Raw genomic sequence first — 20746 nt, 5'->3', positions numbered from 1 at the left:
TATAACCAGTAATTTTTGTGATTACTCAGCTGCAAGCCTTACTTGTTCGATGGTTAAATTAAGTAATTGGGCAACCTCTTCCATCGACATACCACGAGCTAAAAACTGAGGTACAAGTTCAAGTTTTACTTCTTCTCGTCCTTCTTTTCGTCCCTCTTCTCGTCCCTCTTGTTTAGCTTCTTGATAAACCCTAGTTTCTTCTAACTTAACTCCTAACATAGCCTCTACCTCTTCACGACTTAAGTTGGCAAATTTATAAACTGCAATCGTTGTAATTACATCTATTATCTCCTCCTTAGCTAAAACAGTTATCTGTTCTTGTTGCACCCGCTCAATTAAACGTTTCGCTTCTTGCACCATTTGAGTCTCTGAGGCAATAGTCAACTGCATCAAACTGATACCTAATTTTTGCTCATCAGGACTACCTAACTCATCTAAATAAATCCGTTGTACTTGGGAACTGTTCAGTAGCGATCTGTGAATAGTAGTGTTTTCCGGTTCCAAGCTGCGAGACTGTAAAATAATTACCCCATACCAGTCATCGTAAAGTGACGGGTTACGATACATATACAGCATGGATTCGGAGAAAAACCGATGATACAGTAACTCATCTCTTTGGAATTGTACCTCAGCAAAAAAGATCATCTGAGATGTTGCATCCGGTGGAGGTAAAAATACCCCATCAATCCGAAAGGTTGGTTCTTTAACTTCAACTGATTCAAAGCGATAGTTACTAGCTTCGGCTGGTGGCTGTTCTACTAACTCGAAAAACAATCCTGGAACACGCTTAAAAATTGCATAAAAAATCGCATCACGTCTCACAAATACATCCTCATAACCGTAGCGATCGCAATCAGTTATTTTCTCAGTTTGCTTATCTCAAATCATCTAAGTAAGAAACAGCAGCAAGTTCTGAAATAATCTGCAACCAAGTAGGAATTGCGATCTCAGATGGCAAGTCTCCAGCCGCCAAATATCTCAGCAAAGTTTCTTTTTTTGAAAGGTTTTGCAAACTAGGAATAATTTGATCCAAAATACCTTCAAGTTCGGAATTTATTTGCTGATTAACTTCGCTAACATACTGCACAAGGTGAAGGCTGGCGCTAGCAGTAATTTCATCTCGCAGCCGCAGTACTAAAAGTTGGTGATTACTCGATCTAGGTAAACCTTGGCTTTTTTCTGGTGCCCAGTCAAAGATTTGACCAACGTTGTGTTTCTCGTCTTGACGCGCTAGAGGAAAGATGATTTCGGGCGCAACGGTTTTGTTTTTACTAGTGATTTCAGAGATAATTGCTTCTTTCCATTCGTTAGGATCGCATCCTAGTAATAATTTGTAAAAGAGATCGGCATCTTCAAAACCAAATTTTTCTTCGATTTCTTGCTCCATATCTGGATGGAAAAATGCCTGCAATTGTTCGCGTTCTGGGGCTACATAATTTGACAATTGATTCAACAAATCTACCACTGCTTGATGGATGCGATCGCGGGCAAAATCTTCTACTTCTTTAACGGTTTTCTCAAATACTGGATAAAAATCATCGCTTTTAGTCGGAAGGGAAGTATTTACACGATTTCCCCGATCAAATAATTTCCCAGCTGCACCTTTAGATTCTGCCAGAGCGATCGCTCCATTGTTGGCTTTGTTGAAGAGTAAAGTCCACTGGTTCCAATTCAGTATTCTAAAAGTGAGTTCGTCTTTAACTACATCGCTGACGACAACACCGCGCCGGTCTTTGAGTGGTTCTTTCCCTAAATCTTTTTGAAAATTCCTGTAGATTTTATCCAAGCTTTCGACCACAAAGCGCAACTCGATAAAGGCGGGACTATCGCCTGTAGGGATACCTTGCTCGTGAATTTCATCTATGATGTCCTTCAAGTGATCTTGTTGCTGACTCACCACATCAGCCGATCTCCGAGTATCTTCATACAGTTGCTTCAGTCCATGAGTCGCTACGTGGGTTTGAATCAATTCCCGCAGCTTACTAAGTCCCCCATCTTGACTAAAGTAACCTAGCTGTCTGCCCAAATAACTGCGAGTGTTAGATTCTAATAGTCGTTCACTTAATAGCTCCCATTTTTCTTGTAGCCGTTTAGACCGATCTAGATAATCAGGATAGTCTAAGTTAGCCAAAAACTCTGTTGAACCTGCTTTGACGGTACTAGAACGTTTTGCCAATTCAGCTAGTCCCAACAGTGGCGATAGTAAAACGATGCGGTCTTTTTGAGTTGTAAACGCTTCTGCACCGTCAATGGTAGTTTGCAGAACTTTGAGTTTTTGGAAAACGGTTTCCTCTTGTAAATCGCTATCTTCAATCAGTTGGTCAAGTTCTCTTTCGCCACCCTCGCCCTCTAGCGGTAGTTGATCAAAGCGACCCACACCTACGAGAATTAAATCTTTCAGGTCTTGTCCCGGTCGCTGCTGCTGCATCATCGTGAAGATTTTATTGGCGCGATCGCTCCCAGGAGATTTACCATTTAGCAATACCAAAATTGTTTGTACTTCTGCCAATTCTCGCAGTGACAAAAAGGTATCCCTAGCCCCCGAATTAGCAGCCCCTAATCCCGGAAAGTCGATGAGAATAAATTTGGCTGCGCCTGTAAAATCCCAAATTTCCCGTGAGATTTTCACATCGATATCTACGCGGCGGATCAGTGGGAAGCTGTTTTGTAATAACTTTGTTGGTAGCCTCTGGGGTGGACTCGGTAATCGGATATGCGCTGGAGGTAAATCTTCAAATTTCAGCGTTTGGATTGCCATTGGCTGTTCGACTAGCTGTAGCCCTTCGCGGGCTGTAATAGCATCAATCTGGTAATGCCCACCACACATAACTTCCCCATAAGCTTGATAAGCCCGTAGGAATAATACCAACTCCCGGAGTAAATAACGTAGCTCTAAATTGTTACTGCTATTCCATGCTTCTTCACACCAGCCAATAATATCTGTGCCAGAGTTGAGTTTCGATACTGGTATAGGAGGAAGCCCTGCTGCTGTTGTCCGTTTATTGGCTTCCCCTAGCATGAAGCGTAGACACTCATGTACCCCTTCATGAGAAAGATAATCTACAGTAAAATTACTTAATTGTGTAGTGGCAAAGTCATCTTGCGGTATGATGTGTATGGCGGTAACATTACCTGTAGTAGGGTTTTCGCTGACCGGCAAAGCATCGGCATATCCAATTAGACTGCCTAAAAGTAAAGTTTTCCCACTACTGAATTCCCCCATCACCCCAATTTTGACAGGTGAAGTTGCAAGGTCTACAGTTTTCTGGGCAGCCGATCGCAGACGCAGGAGACAGTCGTCAAGACTAGCTGGAACCCAATCTTCTTGTTTTGAAGGTTGCTGGGGCACAGAATCTATCTTTCGGAGGATGAATTCGCCGTACTCCTTAAAACGGCCCAGTTTATCTGGTTCCATAAAGTAGTTTCCGCCTAACATTAATTTCTGTGAGCTTTATAACATATAAAATGCGATTACCAGCCATTGTTGCAACGTGTTGATATCACATTTAGCATTTCTCTCATTTAATTTGCGATTTTCGTATGAGGCGTTTTGAACGGTCAAGACAATTTTGAGAAATCGGGTTTGAATTGGAAAATTGAAGAATAATTTAGAAGTCAGAATTCAGGAGTCAGAAGGAATAAAGTAGAGTTTTATACCACAATTTGACTAGAGACTCCTTAGTAGAGATGTGGGTATTAAACCCTTTTATACCCTTTATTTTAAGAGGATGTCCAAAAAGTATTAGGTGAATATAATTCGCTACTACACTAGCATTGTCTATCTACGTGGAAAACATGAAAAATCAAAAATTTCCAACCCACGGAGGTGGGTTTTGTCTGTATAGCCAAGCCAGTGCGTTGGGGAGCCAGTGCTGTGGGCGGGTTTCCCGACTTGAGGCACCTGGCGTCCGGCTTTGCCGACTTGAAGCACCTGGCGTGCGACTTATAGTCGCTAGGACTCTAATTCATGCTGAATTCTTCTTGATAAAAAATCAATATTTATTTGATATGAATTTTCTGATTATTGTGAATTTCTGATAAAGATGTAAGCGCCTCATAGTGAATCATATAGTTTTCGTGAAGCTAAATTAGGTTTTTGAGCAATGCAATTACATAGCTAAGATGAATTTATAGGTAATTTTAAGAATAAACAAACTCAAACAAGTTTCCTCACACATGGATAGCTTAAATTTTACCAAAAATGCTGAAGTTAATCTTAATCATAACTTCAGCATTTGTTCAATTTATTTACAGTAAAAGAGGAATTTTTTAATGGATAAAAACAAATAAAGTATTAAGATAAATATTAGGTTGGCACAAAGATTATATATATCTATTAACAAATCCTATTTTCAGACTATTACCTTAATAATTTAGGCAGAGCAGGCAGGCAAAAGTGTTTTCTAAAAAGGTGCAGAGCTACATTAACCAAATCATGGTCAAAGAGAAAGAAATAGAACAGGATGAAAAAGTATTTTGTCAGGAGGCGGATACTGCTCCTCTGATGATTTGGATGGCTGGATGCAATGCACTTTACTGTTATTTAAATGCAAATTGGCTGGAATTTACTGGAAAATATTTAACAACAGGCGCGTCTGTATCTGTGCGAGGAGAGGAGATAGGCAATATCTGGGCTTGCAGCGTCCATCCAGAAGATAGACAGCGATGTGAAGATATATACCTGAGAGCATTGACGGCGCATGATTCGTTCCAGAGGCAATATCGTCTGCGTCGGGCTGATGGCGAATATCGCTGGATTTTAGATACAGCCGTGTCACGGTTTGCAGCAGATGGTAGCTTTGTTGGTTACATTGGTTATTGCGTGGATATAACAGAAGTGTCACCCACCCTGAGAGAAAGCTGCTCGGCATCTACAAATTATCAACAAAAACAGGCGGCAGAATTAGCAAAAACACTAGAACAACTACAAGCTGAAACTGCAAAACGCCAAGCAGTTGAATCACAGTTACGCCAAAAAACATCAGAATTTGCAGCGATTTTGCAAGTGCTTCCTGATTTATACTTTCGTCTTGATGCTGATGGAATTATTCTGGATTACAAGCCAGGAAAGATGGCTCAACCGTATATCCCAACAGGAGATTGTCAGGGCAAGAGTTTGCGAGAATGCCTACCGATTGCTGTAGGCGATCGCTTCCAGCAAGCAATAACTCAAGTACTTGAAACTCAATCTTTATTCAGTTTTGAATATACCTTAGCGCTACCAGAAGGGAAGAATAATTTTGAAGCTAGGTTATTACCATTACCAGACCAGCAAATCATAATTCTTGTCCGCGACACCAGCGACAAAGTACAAGCAGCATTCATAGAAAGCGATGCCAAGTTTCGCAGCATTGTCGAAAACGCCAATAACATTATTTTTGCGCTGACACTTGAAGGGATATTTTCTTACGTTTCTCCTAACTGGACTGAAATTTTTGGACATGAGGTTGCAGAGGTTGAAGGCAAATCCTTTGTTCCCTTTGTACATCCTGACGATGTGCATATTTGTGCCGATTATTTTCAAAGAATTTTGACAACAAGTGAGAAACAAGACGCAATAGAATATCGGGTAAAACACAAAAATGGTAGTTGGCGATGGCATACAAGCAACTCATCTGTTATTAAAGACGCCAATGGTAATGTTTTAAACTTTGTTGGTATTTGCCATGACACCACTGACCGCAAACAAGCAGAAGTTGCACTCAGAGAAAGCGCACAACGGGAAGCCCTACTCAATCGTCTTTCTAACCAGATTCGAGCTTCCCTGGATCTCAATTACATTGTGGAAACCGCAGTGCAGGAAATTCGCAACTTATTCCAGATCGATCGCTGCGCCTTTTTTTGGTATCGGCAAGACGCTGAGTTACCTTACTGGGAGAGAGTATATGAGGCGAAAAGTTCCTCTTACCCCTGTTTGCTTAACCAGCAAGAAGCAACTAATGCAGAAATCGAACTAATCGCAGCCAAAACCTTGAACAGAGAAATCATCCGCATTAATGATGTAGAGACTGTGGCCGAGCGCACTGCACAGCAGTTTTTGCAGGATTTTGGTTTCACCGCCTTTATGTCGCTCCCCGTACACACCCAATCTGGGGAAATTGGCACATTTAGCTGTAGTTCTTGTAGTGGCTTCCGGCCTTGGTTGGACAGCGAAGTAGAATTACTACAAGCAGTTACAGTTCAACTAGCGATCGCCATTGACCAAGCTAAACTTTACACCCAAAGCCGCATCGCTGCCCAAACTGCCCAAGACAAAGCCCAACAACTAGAAGCGGCGCTGCTAGAACTTCAACAAACCCAAGCACAACTAATTCAAACTGAAAAAATGTCCAGTTTAGGACAATTGGTTGCAGGTATTGCCCACGAAATCAATAATCCCGTCAATTTTATTTACGGTAATATTACCTACGCCCGTGAATACACTAAGGATTTGCTGCACTTGGTAGACCTTTATCAACAGAACTATTGCCCACCAACACCAGAGATTCACCAACAAATCTACGCCATTGATTTAGACTTTCTCAAGCAAGATTTGCCCAAAATCCTAGATTCTATGAATATGGGAGCCGAACGCATTCGGCAGATTGTCCTATCTTTACGCAATTTCTCTCGCCTTGATGAAGACGGTACAAAGCGAGTAGATATTCATGAAGGTATTGATAGCACCTTGCTGCTGTTGCAAAATCGCTTAAAAGCCAAATCAGGACATCCCGAAATCCAAGTAATCCGAGACTACGGCAACCTGCCACCAGTAATGTGTCACGCTGGACACATGAATCAGGTATTTATGAATCTGTTGACAAATGCCATCGATGCTTTAGAAGAGTCATATCCTGCGGGAAGGCGAAGCGCCTATGTCATTAGTCATACCCTGCGGGAAGGCGTTCGCGTAGCGTCTCGTAGAGAAGCGCCTATGTCATTAGTAAACAACACTGAACAAAGGACAAATGACCAAGGACAAATGACTTTTCCACAAATTCGCATTCGCACCCTCATCCAAAAAGACCATGTAATCATTGGCATTGCCGACAATGGCGCAGGCATGACTGAGGAAGTACGCAAACGCGTATTTGACCCCTTTTTTACTACAAAACCCGTCGGGAAAGGCACGGGCATGGGGTTATCAATTAGTTACCAAATTGTTGTCAAAAAACATGGCGGGCAAATCCAGTGTATTTCAGCACCAGGAGAAGGTGCCGAGTTTGCGATCATGATTCCATTCAAGCAGCAACTCGATTCGTAAATATTATATAATTTTAATCAAAAATTAATCAAATATTAACCTATTAGTTGTTAACTAAGATTAATTCACTTTTTGCTGCAACATTTGAACCCCCCCCAACAACCTGAAATTTACAGGAATTGGGGGATTATTTCTTCTAATACAGGGAAGTAGGACTAGAAATGTTGCAGTTGAATCGTTTAAAAAACGTTGTAATGGTAGTATTATCTTTGCGTAGGTGTAGCCCCAATACCATTCGGTTCAGGATATTTCTTAGTTGAGGCAGTTCGGGAAGAGAAGCAGGGGGAGAGAAGAATTATGATACAACCCCAAAGTCAAAATAGTATCACCTATACACGCGTTATCCACTTAAGTCATGTAATTGACATAGATATTCCCCAATGGTCTGGCGACCCTCCAGTAGAATTTGAAACTGTGGCTGAACTAAATAATGATGGCTATTACCTACGACGTTTCTCCTTGGGGGAACATAGCGCTACTCATATCAACGCCCCTAACAGTTTTCATAGTTATGCTGTGGGAATTGACCAATACCCCGCCCAGTCTTTGGTTGTACCTGCGGTGGTCATAGATATTCGCCAAGCCACAGCAGTTAATCCTGATTATGCCTTGACTATTGCTGATGTTCTGGCTTGGGAAGAACAATACGGTGAAATTTCTGGCGGCTGCGTAGTTATACTGAATACTGGTTGGCAAAAAAAGTGGTTTGATAAAAGTGCATTCCTAAATCATGATTCTCAAGGAATTGTCCACTTTCCAGGCTTTGGCAGCGATGCGACTCAATTATTACTGGATGAACGGCAAATAGTAGGGGTAGGAATTGATACTCATGGTGTAGACCCCGGACAGGATAACAGTTTTGCTATTAACCACTTGGTGTTGGAGAAACCACGCATTGTATTGGAAAATCTCACCAATTTGGATCAACTGCCACCTAAAGGTACTACTCTAGCGATCGGCATTCTCAGGTTGCGTGGTGGTTCTGGTTCTCCTGTGGGGGTGTTGGCGTTCGTGCCTTAATTTTTATATCGATATTTCTATCTCACGCCAATTTTCTAAAGGCCAGTAGTGGCATTGATTGAGGTTAATTCTTTTGAGGAAGCGATGCCTACGGCGGGCTACGCCTACGCAATTCTCAATGATAGCAATTACGGTCTTTCTTCTTCAGTTTACACCCGCGATATCAACCGGGCTTTTACTGCCATGCGCGACATCGAAGCAGGTATCACCTATATTAACGGCCCTACTATCGGCGCAGAGGTACACTTGCCCTTTGGTGGCGTGAAACAAACTGGTAATGGACACCGCGAAGCTGGAACTACTGCAATGGATGTTTTCACAGAGTGGAAAAGTGTTTATGTTGACTTCTCTGGAAGTTTGCAACGCGCTCAGATAGATAACCGCAGTTAATTACATCTACTATTAACATCCCGACTGCAAAACTTTCGCAAGTCTTACAACATGTTGCGCGATCGCTCAGTTTCACAAAAATTTGTGTCACTTTCAGCAAAGAATAATCTGTAATACCAATTCACGAAAACCCTGATACATATAGATTTCTCGTAGGGGCTTGTCTTTGCCCATTGGTGTCTACTTTTGCCTTGGCTCAGGGAATTCGCGGCACTCTCGCTCTCGTCCACCTCCGTGGACTAATACAAAATCTTTGATTGCTTAACCCACGGAGGCAGGTTTTGTCTCGTGTAGACAAGCCAGTGCGTTGGGCGGCGAGCCACTCTTGTTGCAACTGGCGTGCGGTTTATAACCGCCCTTTTAACGTTAAGTTGACACGCATGGTCTTTGCCATGCCCCTACCAACGTATTTGTATCATTGTTACAGCGAAATCGTATAACCCTTATTAATAGGAACTTTCGCAATCAGAAAATCTAAATGACACGCATCGGAATGCGAAATTTGTAGTATCCCCTTGACACCATGTAATTTATGTATTACATTTGTAGTATCAAGAAAAAAACCTCCTCAAAAGGCAAAACTAAAACCTCTCGGAACCTTGACAATTGCATAGATGCTAGTTTTTGGGGATTAGTTTAGCAACTTCCTTCGGCAGTACCCAGTTTTGGGGCCGCGATTGGTGTTCGACTGCTCCGAAGCCAACAAACGGACGGTTGCAGGATTCGGGTACCCTTCAGGAAGGCAAAGCCTACAATTCCCGACGGCTCCATTTGCTTTGACTTCTATTGAAGGTTGCAATAACCTCAATTAGAGCATCGCAATCATGCTTTCCTTGGGTCTGTAGCTCTAACGGTAGAGATCCCGGATGTCACTTGTGCCCTGACAGAAAAAGCTTACATACTAGCTCAATAGTAGAGCTATCGTCTCTAAAACGATAAGTTGCAGGTGCGATTCCTGCGTGTGTCACCACAGCTTTTTCGACTCGCACGAGGTGTGAGTGTAACTCTCACAGGGAGGGTATCGGTTCAATCCCGATCAGATCCACTAATACGAATTCGTAATTCGTAATTCGTAATTCGTAATTAAAACAAGAGGTGATTGCAATAGTTCATATTCGATTTGAAGGACGTTCTATTGATGTCCCAAAAACACAACTCGGAATTGCAGCAGGGATGAATGATGTGGCGGTGAAGGAGCGCGTTGCTCGGCATTTAGATGTGAATAGCGATCGCCTTTCTGCTTACGTAATTGATCGCCGTCCCAGTGGTGATTTTATCGTCCGCCCGGAAGCTGTCTATGGTTAAAGTGGCTAGAAGTTAGGAGTTAGGAGTTTTGAATAAATTAGTTTCTTTGACTCATCACTTTTAATTATTTACTCGGAACTTATAACTTAGCACTTTCCAAGCAGAAGGTAAGAAAGTTTAAAACATAAACCTTTGCTTCATTTCTAACTGCATAGTTTTATTCCGCGCCCTAACTTGTGAAGCCTACACACACTCCGGCAACGGAATGCAGGTTCGATTCCTGTCGCTCCCTTTGATGGGAGCGTAGCCAAATTGGTATAGGCAACTGTGAAAACTGCTTTGCTAACTTGTGCGGAATTTAAATTATTTAAATCGTATTTGTCTATAACCTTTACTCAATACAGAGGTGATTTCAATGATGTTAGCCATGTGTGGGACTACGTTGAACGGTATGTAGAAATAATTGATGGTGGTTTTTACAGCAAGCCTTATCGAGGGTATCGAATTCAGCTAGATGCAAACCATCGCGATCGCTTCTATATTCATCCTGAAACTGGAATTCTTTGTGCATCTGAGAAAGTGCCTCGAAAGCAGAAGCTAAAGCAGGAACAAACTGATATTGTCATCATTGATAATTATCATCAATACCAGAAGCTAAACGAGATTTGGTATTTAATTACCTTTGAAGATTTTCCACCGCCACCAACTCATTATGTGACGGATGTTGTCAAAGGTATAATTCATCGTTCTGCCGCAATGTATAGAGGTCGAAGAATTTACGCTGTCAGGATTCAGCAGTGTAATAAGAAAGAAATTTGATTTATTTTAAATCAGCTTTCTCACAACTAAAATTTTCACTTCGTGCCCTAACCGGAAAAGCTTACATACTAGCCGAATTGGAACAGGCACTTGACTCTGGATCAAGCTACTACGGGTTCAAATCCCGTGTGTGAATCAACAGCTTTTTCGACTTGCATGAAGTGATTTTATTCATTATCAACTATGAGTTAACAGCGACTCATTGGAGGTTGCTATGTCTGTGAAAACCCTAGAAATTTTAGAACAACTCAAGTCTCTAACTGTCAACGAAACTACTCAACTAGTGAAGCAGATTGAAGCAACCTTCAATGTTGATACTTCCACACCGAAACTCAGTCGGATTGATAAGCGAGATGAAGATGAGGTTCAACCACAGATTCAAACGGAGTTTGATGTCTTGTTGGTATCGGTTCCAGCAGAGAAAAAGATTGCCTTACTCAAGGTCATTCGGACGGTGACCGGACTGGGACTCAAAGAAGCAAAAGATTTTGTAGACTCCCTTCCTCAAGTGGTTCAGGCAGGATTAAATCAAGAAGCGGCTGAAAACCTCAAGCAACAGCTAGAGGAGACAGGATCTGTTGTTTCTCTTATGTAATTTAAACGAACCGCGTCCCGCAGAGAAGGACACGAAGGCCGCGAAGAGAAGAAAAAATATAGAGGATTTCATAGATGAATTAGGACTACTATCTAAAAATTCAATTTTATTAATTGGCAGTTGTTGCCGCGCCCCGATCGCAGAAGCTTACATAACTCTGAATAAGTTATACACAATGCTTCTACAACTTGCGCGGTGATATCGCCTCGCGTGCAACATCTGCCTCCTTCAATTTTGGATTGCAATCTAAAATCCAAAATCCAAAATCCAAAATTCTTAAAGGAGGTTCATAATGGATATCGCAGAACGTGACCTGCGTTTGGAAATGCTCAACAGTTTGCTCACAACTCCTCACCGCAAACTTGAGCAAGTCACAGAAATTCATCAGTTAATTGTTGAACTCGATCCCATCTTCTACGGACATCTGGCAGTCTGGTATCAGCGTCATGGTGATGTCCGCGACCACAAGGAAGTGTTTCTTGCTTACTTGTTAACTAGCAATTTAACTGAACACCGGGATGCTGGATTTATGATGCTCCAAGAGTTTCCACCCTATCAAGTGGCTCGTGTAGTGGACTTCATGAAGCAGCAGCAAAACAAGCTACCTCGTTCGGCTCGGACTGCGGTACGGCGTTACTTGAAGACACGGGAGAGCAATCCGGCTCTGTTTGATCGCGCCGCTTTGCGAGGTCGTAAGGCAATGAAGCATTTATATGCTTCGCTGCACATCAAACCAAATGAGCGGGCAAATGCGATTCTGTTCCGTGATACTCCTCCAGAAGGTTCCTTAGCAAATGTGCTGAAGCAGGTTGCCAAGGCTGAAAATGCCGCAGAACAGGCACGGCTGATTGTGGAGTTCAAAATTCCATACACGATCGCAATTGGTGCGATCAAGCAACTCACACCAGTTGTATTAGTGGCGTTGATCAACAGCATGTCTCCACAAGAAGCAATCAACAACCTCAAGTCTCTCCAGACTAGGGGTGCAATGGATCACCCAAAAGTTAAGAAGCTGATTGATTCCAAGCTGGAAGAAGCTTCTAAGAGTGGGCGTGTCTCAGCATTCAAAGCACAGATTGCAACAGACGCAGGAGATTTTGACGCAGACACCGTTGCTCGACTGGAAAAGGTGACAAACGAACAGGTGAAACGGCGTGGTGCGATCGCACGTCCAACTGCTTTATTGGTGGACAAGTCTGGTTCAATGGAGAATGCGATCGCGACGGGTTTGCAACTCGCTGCCCTAATCTCTGGTATCACTCAGGCAGAACTGTTTGTCTACGCTTTCGATACCATTCCTTACGCTATTACGGCAAAGGGCAAGGAGTTGACCGACTGGGAGCGTGCTTTCCAGCATATCAATGCAGGTGGTGGTACTAGTATCGGCTGTGCATTAGAAGCAATGCGGCGGAAAAAGCAGGTTGTTGACCAGATTATCCTAGTGACGGATGAGGGCGAAAATGCGGCTCCTTACTTCGATGAAGTCTACAAGACTTACTGCCGGGAGTTGGCGATAATGCCCAATGTGGTGATTGTCCGTGTAGGTACTAATTACAACTGGGTGGAGAGTCAACTGAAGCAGCAGCAAGTACCTGTAGATACATTCACCTTCGCGGGTGACTACTACAGTTTGCCGAACATCGTCCCACTGCTAACGCGCCCCTCTCGTCTGGATTTGCTGATGGAGATTCTGGATATGCCGTTGCCTGTGCGAGATGATAAGTAAGTTCTAAAATACAAGGGTGCGTTAGCCTTTGGCATAATGCACCATATTTATTTACTCGGCGAGTATCAAAGACTCATTAACGGAGTTCAAAGACTCATTCACGAGTATCAAAGACTCATTAACGGAGTTCAAAGACTCATTAACGGAGTTCAAAGACTCATTAACGGAGTTCAAAGACTCATTAACGGAGTTCAAAGACTCATTCACGAGTATCAAAGACTCATTCACGAGTATCAAAGACTCATTCATGAGAATTATAGGTAAATAGGACTAGCCCATTTCTTGCAATCTGGAAAGTAACAAGTCTTTATTGTAGTGTAATGTAGTATATATCCTGCGTGTCCCAACTCGTGGAGCCTACATACTAGTACGAGAGGAAAGGTAACACTGTCAAATGCAGTGGGCGTGTGTGAACGGGGAGTGCGAAGAACCTGGGAGGTTGGCTTAAAAGTAGCCATCCTTAAAAGAGTGTGTAACAACTCACCAGTGGAGTCCCTCTAGTAACTGAGAACACGCAATGCTCCACCAACTTGCACGCAGAATTATATTAATTCGTAATTAAGAAAGTGAGATTTCATAACGGTTTCTAGGGTTGCATTGGTAGCCTTATTTTTGAAAATTGGCATTAGTTATGACTAACATATTTAAGCTAATCAACCAAATTGCGATCGCACAAGCACAATTGTCTACAACCCAATTCCTCGCGCCCTGTGTCAAAGGTGGACGAGTTCGCACACGGGTAGCCGGGATGATCTACACCTTCAGCCCAAAGCCTAGTAAATTTGAAGGTTGGGGCATTTTTCAGGCTGTGGATGAGAAAACAGCAACGGTTGTAGAAGAAGCAGACTTACCCCAGATTGCGGAATACTTGCAACACTTTCCCCAAATACGACTGCGGTTAGCACATCAACTGCAAAAACAAACTTGGTTAGCATACCCTGTAAATGAAGTAGATATGCGTCAACGGTTGAAGGTAGTTAAGCCGATCGCAGTCCACCTAGTTACCGAGGGCGTTACCTTTGAGCAAATTATTGCCCGTTGGAATGGACAGTCATGCTGGTTCGAGGAAGTTGATCGCCGTACAGATCCGGCAATTTCTGAAACTCTGCAATCTGCCGTTAAGCAACTTACTTCTGCTGAGGAATTACAGTTTAAGGGCATCACTCCAGAAATCCGCACAGTGTATGAATTAGCAACGCGGCGCATTGAGGGCTTTACTCAACCCCAACAGGATGAAAAGCGACTGAAAAAGGCATTGCGGATGGGCGGCGGTACCTTAAATCAATTCCAAGATCGCGGCGATTATTGGACAGTTGATTGGACAACTGCTGATGGTGTTCGCCACACTAGTGCGATCGCTAAAGCTGACTTGACAGTTGTCAGTTCTGGCATTTGTCTGAGTGGACGCGATCGCGATTTTGACTTGCAATCCTTAGTAGGTGTAATGGAACATCAAGAGTGGTGAGTGTATTAATTACGAATTACGAATTACGAATTACGAATTATTATGAGTATGTTTTTTCACGAACAGCTTTACCGCAGCAATGCTGTGATGGCAAAGCTAAAAAATTATTCTGTAACAATTTGTGGCGCTGGAGCATTAGGAGCTAACATTGCGGAAAACTTAGCTCGGTCTGGTTTTGATCAACTTACAGTGATTGATCGCGATCGCATTGAGGAGCGTAACCTTTCGACTCAGCCTTACTACCGTTCTGATGTTGGAGCCTTCAAAGCGAAAATCTTGGCGAACAATTTATATCGAGCAATTGGTACTAAAGTTGATGCTAAAACAAAGGAGTTGACATCAGCAAATACAACCCAACTACTCAAAGACAGCCAGCTAATTGTCGATGTTTTTGACAATAGTGTGGCACGTCAAGCAGTGAAAGATTATGCAGAACAACTAAGCACTCCTTGTCTTCATGCTGGGCTATCGACTGATTATGCAGAAGTGATTTGGAATGACGTTTATCGCGTTCCTTCCGAGGTGAATGATGATGTCTGTGATTATCCCCTGACACGAAACCTGGTAATGTTAACCGTAGCCGTGGCATGTGAAGCGATCGTTTCATTCATTGCCACAGCAGAACAGCGTAACTTCACCATTACCCAGAAGGATTTAACTGTTCAATCTCTGTTTTTGTACATTGCCTAGACGCTCTTAGCGGCTTGTCGCAGCCATCGCCCATCAGGATTTACCAAACTCTCTGGGTTTAAGTAAAGAGCAAATAACAAGCCGTAAGTTTTATGGCGGGGTATAAATCCCCATTACGAATTACGAATTACGGCGTTGCATAAGGGACTTCCAAATAAAAAAATACTCAAAAATTAACGAAAAAGCTCTCTCCTCCTCATTCCTCTGTGTTCTCTGTGTCTCTGTGGTTCGTTTATTTGGGTAATTTATTTCCTTAAAATTACTTTGGCAGCATTCACATCGCGTTGTTCTATATATCCGCAACGTGGACAAGAATGAGTTCTAGTGCTGAGAGATTTCTGGACTTTAGCACCACAATTACTACATTCTTGACTCGTGAAGTGGGGAGGAATCGCAATTATTTCTCTCCCAAACTTCTTTCCAAAGTATTCGAGCCACTGACGAAAGTTGTACCAAGACGCATCACTAATGCTTTTGGCTAGCTTGTGGTTTCTTACCATGCCGGAAATATTTAAATCTTCCAAGACTACCAAGCGCGTTAGCCAGGGTTAAGTTACGCGCCAGTAGTAAGGCGTGTTCATTCCTTTGTCTTGTTACTTTTAAATGTTTACGCGCATAAACACCACGCGCTTTTCTTCTACCAGATGACCCTTTTTTCTTCTTGTAAATATTACGTTGAACCCGCTTGATATCAAGTTCCGCCTTGCGTAGATATCTGGGGTTTTCTTCATGGTTGCCCAAAGAATCAGAGTAGAAATATTCCAAGCCTACATCAATACCGATAACAGAAGTAGTTGGTGGTGCATCTTGCTGGTTATCCACTTTGACGCATTGGCATTCAATACGGTTCGGATAAGACTCGATCCCCCCAACCCCCCTTTTTAAGGGGGGCTAAAAATGGCTCTATTTCCCCCTTTTTAAGGGGGACTAAGGGGGATCTTTAAGGCCTATGCACCTTAACCGAACCGTATTGCATTGGCATTGTCAGCCGATGCGTTGGCATTGTCAGGCGATGCATTGGCATTGTCAGCCGATGCGTTGGCATTGTCAGCCGATGCGTTGGCATTGTCAGGCGATGCGTTGGCATTGTCAGCCGATGCATTGGCATTGTCAGCCGATGCATTGGCATTGCAGGGTATTGCCAAATTTAATTCGCTACGAATTAATGAAATGCTGTACTTAGCTGGGGGAAAGAGGGTTTTCCGATTTTTGCACAGATTATGAACAGTACTATCGTGAGCGAACAGTCAACAATCTCCACAAAAGGGCAAAGCAATTGGGTTTTGAGCTTATTCCCCAACCCCAAGCAAATGCGGTTTCTTAGAGAAGGATAAGCCATTGCACAGGGCGCTCAACTTTGTTTGCAGCGATGCCTACGGCGGCAAGAAGCTACGCTGCATTGCACCAAGGACAATCGCCTGCCCCATCCCGACACTGTTCAATAGCTTTAAAAGCTGTAGTGCTTATCCTGCAAAGCTTATAGCTATGCTCCGTATTATGGTGAGGCGAGTGGCTTAATTTTTGACTCCCTAAAACTTTTCAAACATCCTCTAAGAAGAAACGATTCTTCGGCTCTTGCATAATTCCTCAATTAACCTCTGTTAAATGCAAGAGCGTTGGCTCAATAACACTCCTAAACCGAAACCAAAACTTGAAGTGAGTCGCAAAATTAGCCCAGTAAAATATGCCGAAAGCATCACCCTTGAGGCGAATTTTTGTGCCCGAAAATAGCGCTTATAGCAAATTGACAACTGAAGTTACTGAAAAAATTGATTTAAATAGTAAAAGTTATGGCAAATATAATTGGAACCAAGGGTAATGATACGCTAGTCGGCAGCGAGTTAGCGGACACGATTAAGGGTCTTGCAGGCAACGATACCATCACAGCTACTAATGGCAACGACACTTTGACTGGTGGTGGCGGCAAGGATAAGTTTAAATTCGTTGACGTGTTCAACGGCACTGATATTATCACCGATTTCGGTGGCGTCGGTAAAGGAACAAACCCGACAGCAGCAGTCACTGCGGAAGTGGATACCTTAAAATTCGAGGGATATGACTTCTTTGGTGCCGAAAATTTGCTGCTTACTCAGAATGGCAGCAATCTGGAAATTGCGTTTGAAGGGGTAGGTGAACCCATAGTCATTCTGCAAAACTTCAAATTAGAAAACTTGGAGAACCAGAAAGCTTCTGGAGCAACACCAGCGATTGGCAATATCCTGTTTAATGGGCAAACTAGTATCACCGACAGCTTTGATGTCTTTGATGCCAACTCCACTGAAACTAAGCTGGGCATCAAAAACACGGTAACTTTCCTCAATGACCTCTCCAACAACATTACGGGTTTAGACGACTCAGATGATGTAGTTAATGGTCAGGGCGGTAATGACAAAATCGACGGCAAAAGTGGCAACGACTTGCTGCGGGGTGGTACGGGAAATGATACCCTCATTGGTGGTGCAGGGAAAGATACCCTAATTGGTAGTACGGGCAATAACTCCCTCGTTGGTGGTACTGGTGACGATGTATTGAATGCTGAGGATTCAACAGGCAATAGCACCCTTAACGGTGGTGCTGGTAAAGATTACTTGAGTGTTGAGGGTTCAACAGGCGATAACCTGCTTTCTGGTGGGGATGGCAATGACAGCTTTTCTTTGAGGGCTTCATCTACTGCCCCCTCTTTCTTAGTAACTCAAACAGTAGATGGAGGGAAAGGTGATGATTTTTTACAAGCGTATTATACCAATGCTACGGGGAGAATGACTTCGACATTCAATGCAACCACTAACATTGGTTCGATTACAGCAGGCACGAATCAGGTTAACTACGAAAATATAGAACGATTAGAGATCAGAGGTACAACCTACGATGACTTGATTGTGGGGACTAATGGCAACGATTATCTTTTTGGCGGCAGTAGTGGAAATGATCCAAGTTATGGTAACGATACGATTTTTGGCGGTGAAGGTTACGATTACTTGAGTGTTGATTATTCAACAAGCAATAATATCCTCAACGGTGGCGCTGGTAACGATCAATTGAGTGCTACCTCTTCAACAGGTAATAACCTGCTCTCTGGGGACGATGGCAATGATAATCTCTCCACTTCTGGGACTCACATCGACTACGACGGGGGAAATACCAATGCCGCCTCTGGCAATAACACCCTCAACGGTGGTGCTGGTGATGATAACTTAAGTGCTGACTATTCAACAGGCGATAACCTACTCTCTGGAGGCGATGGCAATGATTCTCTTAGTGCCTCTAGCTACGCTTCTGACAGGTACGGATTTGACACCTCTGGCAATAACACCCTCGATGGTGGTGCTGGTGACGATACTTTAAGTGCTAACTATTCAACAGGCGATAACCTGTTGTTTGGAGGCGATGGCAATGATTCTCTCTTTGTCTCTAGCTACTATGACTACTCTGGAAGGTTTGATGGCGCGTTTGGCAATAACCTACTCTCTGGAGGGGATGGCAATGATTCCTTCTCTTTGGTTCTATATACTTTCCCCTCTGACTTAGTAACTCAAACAGTAGATGGAGGGACAGGTGACGATTTATTGGAAGTCTCGTGTATCTATACTACTGGGGGAATTACTTCGACATTCGATGCTGCTACTAAAACTGGCAGGGTAACAGCAGGCAAGAATCAAGTTAGTTACAAGAATATCGAACAATTAAATATCTCAGGTACAGAGTACGATGACTTGATTGTGGGGAGCAATGGCAATGATAAAATAGATGGGAGCGTTAGTGGAAAAGATACAATAGATGGGGGCGCTGGTGACGATTACTTATCGTTCTCTTACTATAGTGCAACCCAGAGCATCACTTCGACATTCGATGCTGCTACTAACACTGGCTCTATAACAGCAGGCACGAGTCACGTTACTTACAAGAATATCGAAGGATTAAATATTTATGCTACAGACTACGACGACTTGATTGTGGGGAGCAATGGCAACGATTCGCTCCACGGGGGCAATAGCGGCAACGATACCATCGATGGAGGGAAAGGTGACGATTTGTTGTCGTTGTATAACTATACTACTAGCGACGGAATTACTTCAACATTCGATGCTGCTACTAACACTGGCTCTATAACAGCAGGCACGAGTCACGTTACTTACAAGAATATCGAAGGATTAAATATCTCATGTACAGAGTACGATGACTTGATTGTGGGGAGCAATGGTAACGATACGATAAATGGGGCAGGTGGGAATAATACGATTTTCGGCGGTGCAGGTAAAGATTACTTGAGTGCTTACTATTCAAATGGTAATAATCTGCTCTTTGGCGGCGATGGGAATGATTCTCTTAGTATCTCTGGTGACTACAACGACTATCGAGGCGAGTTTTATCTTGATGCTGTTTCTGGCAATAACACCCTCAATGGTGGCGCTGGTAATGATAACTTAGTAACTAACTATTCATCAGGCAATAACCTACTCTCTGGGGGCGATGGGAATGATTCTCTTAATGCCTCTGGTTCAGCCTCCTTATACTCCTCATACGGAGTTTATACTGTCTCTGGTAATAACACGCTCGACGGTGGTGCAGGTAACGATCGCTTAATTGTTGACTATTCAACAGGCGATAATCTCCTCTCTGGTGGCGATGGCAATGATTCTCTTACAGCTTCTGGTGCGTCTGGTAAGAACACACTCACAGGTGGTAATGGCAATGATACCCTCACTGGTGGCAAAGGTAATGATAGCCTAATTGGAGGAGCTGGTACTGACACCTTTGCTTTCAATAGTTTCAATGAAGGTATTGATACTATTTATGACTTCAACGCGACTAATGAACTGATTCAGATATCGGCTGCTGGCTTTGGTGGCGGCTTATCATCAGGTTCACTTAAGACAAGTCAGTTGACTCTCGGAACATCTGCAACTACTAGCGAAGAGCGATTTATCTACAACAGCGCTACTGGTGGATTGTTCTTTGACCTTGATGGCAGTGCGTCTGGGTTTACTCAGGTACAATTTGCACAATTATCTGCTGGATTATCAGTAACCGAAAAGAATTTTGTGGTTGTTTAATCTTTATTAGCGCTCTGCTATTACCAAGCGGTAAAGTTTGCGAGGTGCTATTTTTAGCATCTCTCAAACGATAGTGCTCAATGCAAGTCATTGGCTTTGAAACTCAGCTTGTGTACAACACTTTCCTGGAAATGTGCTGTATGTCTTTTCTAATCCTTCTCGGATTTTGGCCTTTTTCTACCAAACAAACTAGTCATACTTAATCCAGTAACCAACAATCCCAATAGTCCTACTCCGTTCAAAATCGGGTAGATTCCTTGTAAACCAAATATTTCACCACGATGAATCGAAAGCAGTAGACTACGCCCTACTCCCAGGTTAGCTGACCACTCACCTACCAGCGTAGCTGCAATTCCAGTTAACAATGTTACAGCAAGCGGTAAAGCCAAAATAATCGCCAGAGTCCGGTGGTACTTGCGAAATGAACGCATTATCCAAAATCTCCAGTGGAAACAAACTATAATGCATCAAGGCTGTTTTTGTATGTTAAGCTGTTGCG

15 protein-coding genes, 1 tRNA gene, 1 pseudogene and 1 other annotated feature are annotated in these 20746 nt (G+C 43.1%); of the genes and pseudogenes, 12 read left to right on the top strand and 5 right to left on the bottom strand.

Annotation, left to right across the window (positions count from 1 at the left end; genetic code table 11):
• Window positions 1–21: 21 nt before the first annotated feature.
• Together LC653_RS04720 and LC653_RS04715 are read right to left on the bottom strand one after the other, a co-directional pair.
• Entirely contained in the window at window positions 22–822 is an 801-nt protein-coding gene (locus LC653_RS04720; protein WP_229492920.1) for an Rpn family recombination-promoting nuclease/putative transposase, read from the bottom strand.
• A 52-nt stretch (window positions 823–874) separates the two neighbouring features.
• Window positions 875–3415, bottom strand: a complete 2541-nt coding sequence (locus LC653_RS04715; protein ID WP_229492919.1) for a GTPase family protein — start codon at window positions 3413–3415, stop codon at window positions 875–877.
• Window positions 3416–4435: 1020 nt separating this feature from the next.
• Here LC653_RS04715 and LC653_RS04710 point away from each other — a divergent pair.
• The 10 genes and pseudogenes from LC653_RS04710 to LC653_RS04665 all read left to right on the top strand — a co-directional run bounded on the left by LC653_RS04710 (window position 4436) and on the right by LC653_RS04665 (window position 15193).
• Complete coding sequence (locus tag LC653_RS04710; RefSeq protein WP_229493136.1) at window positions 4436–7243, top strand: PAS domain S-box protein; 2808 nt, start codon at window positions 4436–4438, stop codon at window positions 7241–7243.
• A 297-nt stretch (window positions 7244–7540) separates the two neighbouring features.
• Window positions 7541–8263, top strand: a complete 723-nt coding sequence (locus tag LC653_RS04705; protein WP_229492917.1) for a cyclase family protein — start codon at window positions 7541–7543, stop codon at window positions 8261–8263.
• Window positions 8264–8305: 42 nt separating this feature from the next.
• Window positions 8306–8653, top strand: a pseudogene (locus tag LC653_RS04700) (aldehyde dehydrogenase family protein); the annotation flags it as partial.
• Between the two features lie 1104 nt (window positions 8654–9757).
• Window positions 9758–9958, top strand: a complete 201-nt coding sequence (locus tag LC653_RS04695) for a hypothetical protein (protein ID WP_229493134.1) — start codon at window positions 9758–9760, stop codon at window positions 9956–9958.
• Between the two features lie 318 nt (window positions 9959–10276).
• Window positions 10277–10717, top strand: coding sequence for a hypothetical protein (locus tag LC653_RS04690; protein WP_229492915.1), 441 nt, complete (start codon window positions 10277–10279; stop codon window positions 10715–10717).
• Between the two features lie 62 nt (window positions 10718–10779).
• Window positions 10780–10850 (top strand) — tRNA-Gln (locus LC653_RS04685).
• Window positions 10851–10931: 81 nt separating this feature from the next.
• Window positions 10932–11312, top strand: a complete 381-nt coding sequence (gene rplL, locus LC653_RS04680) for a 50S ribosomal protein L7/L12 (RefSeq protein ID WP_229492913.1) — start codon at window positions 10932–10934, stop codon at window positions 11310–11312.
• 292 nt (window positions 11313–11604) lie between these two features.
• Window positions 11605–13038: a vWA domain-containing protein gene (locus LC653_RS04675; protein ID WP_229492912.1), complete on the top strand. Its 1434-nt coding sequence runs from the start codon at window positions 11605–11607 to the stop codon at window positions 13036–13038.
• 431 nt (window positions 13039–13469) lie between these two features.
• Window positions 13470–13525 (top strand) — a sequence feature (23S ribosomal RNA rRNA prediction is too short).
• Window positions 13526–13669: 144 nt separating this feature from the next.
• Complete coding sequence (locus tag LC653_RS04670; RefSeq protein WP_229492910.1) at window positions 13670–14503, top strand: hypothetical protein; 834 nt, start codon at window positions 13670–13672, stop codon at window positions 14501–14503.
• Window positions 14504–14545: 42 nt separating this feature from the next.
• A complete protein-coding gene (locus tag LC653_RS04665; RefSeq protein ID WP_229492908.1) occupies window positions 14546–15193 on the top strand; it encodes a HesA/MoeB/ThiF family protein in 648 nt (215 codons plus the stop codon).
• Window positions 15194–15438: 245 nt separating this feature from the next.
• Here the strand turns inward: LC653_RS04665 and LC653_RS46755 are convergent, their stop codons facing one another.
• Window positions 15439–15693: an RNA-guided endonuclease InsQ/TnpB family protein gene (locus LC653_RS46755; RefSeq protein WP_308189034.1), complete on the bottom strand. Its 255-nt coding sequence runs from the start codon at window positions 15691–15693 to the stop codon at window positions 15439–15441.
• Window positions 15659–16015, bottom strand: coding sequence for a transposase (locus LC653_RS46750; protein WP_308189033.1), 357 nt, complete (start codon window positions 16013–16015; stop codon window positions 15659–15661). Before LC653_RS46750 ends, LC653_RS46755 begins: the two co-directional genes overlap by 35 nt.
• Before the next feature lie 153 nt (window positions 16016–16168).
• Between LC653_RS46750 and LC653_RS04655 the strand changes: the two genes are divergently transcribed.
• Together LC653_RS04655 and LC653_RS04650 are read left to right on the top strand one after the other, a co-directional pair.
• Window positions 16169–16417, top strand: a complete 249-nt coding sequence (locus LC653_RS04655) for a hypothetical protein (RefSeq protein WP_229492907.1) — start codon at window positions 16169–16171, stop codon at window positions 16415–16417.
• Between the two features lie 566 nt (window positions 16418–16983).
• The gene (locus LC653_RS04650) at window positions 16984–20247 is read left to right on the top strand and encodes a calcium-binding protein (protein WP_229492905.1); all 3264 of its coding nucleotides are present in this window, start codon (window positions 16984–16986) and stop codon (window positions 20245–20247) included.
• Between the two features lie 149 nt (window positions 20248–20396).
• Here LC653_RS04650 and LC653_RS04645 read toward each other — a convergent pair whose 3' ends face one another.
• Window positions 20397–20678 carry a peptidase gene (locus LC653_RS04645; RefSeq protein ID WP_229483886.1) on the bottom strand — a complete coding sequence of 94 codons (282 nt, stop codon included), beginning with the start codon at window positions 20676–20678 and terminating at the stop codon, window positions 20397–20399.
• Window positions 20679–20746: the final 68 nt, after the last annotated feature.

It is taken from the genome of Nostoc mirabile CHAB5784 (assembly GCF_020829645.1).
In the GTDB taxonomy this organism is placed as follows: domain Bacteria; phylum Cyanobacteriota; class Cyanobacteriia; order Cyanobacteriales; family Nostocaceae; genus Nostoc; species Nostoc mirabile.
The sequence above is the reverse complement of the archived record's forward strand: the minus strand, read 5'-3'. Positions and strand labels throughout refer to the sequence as shown.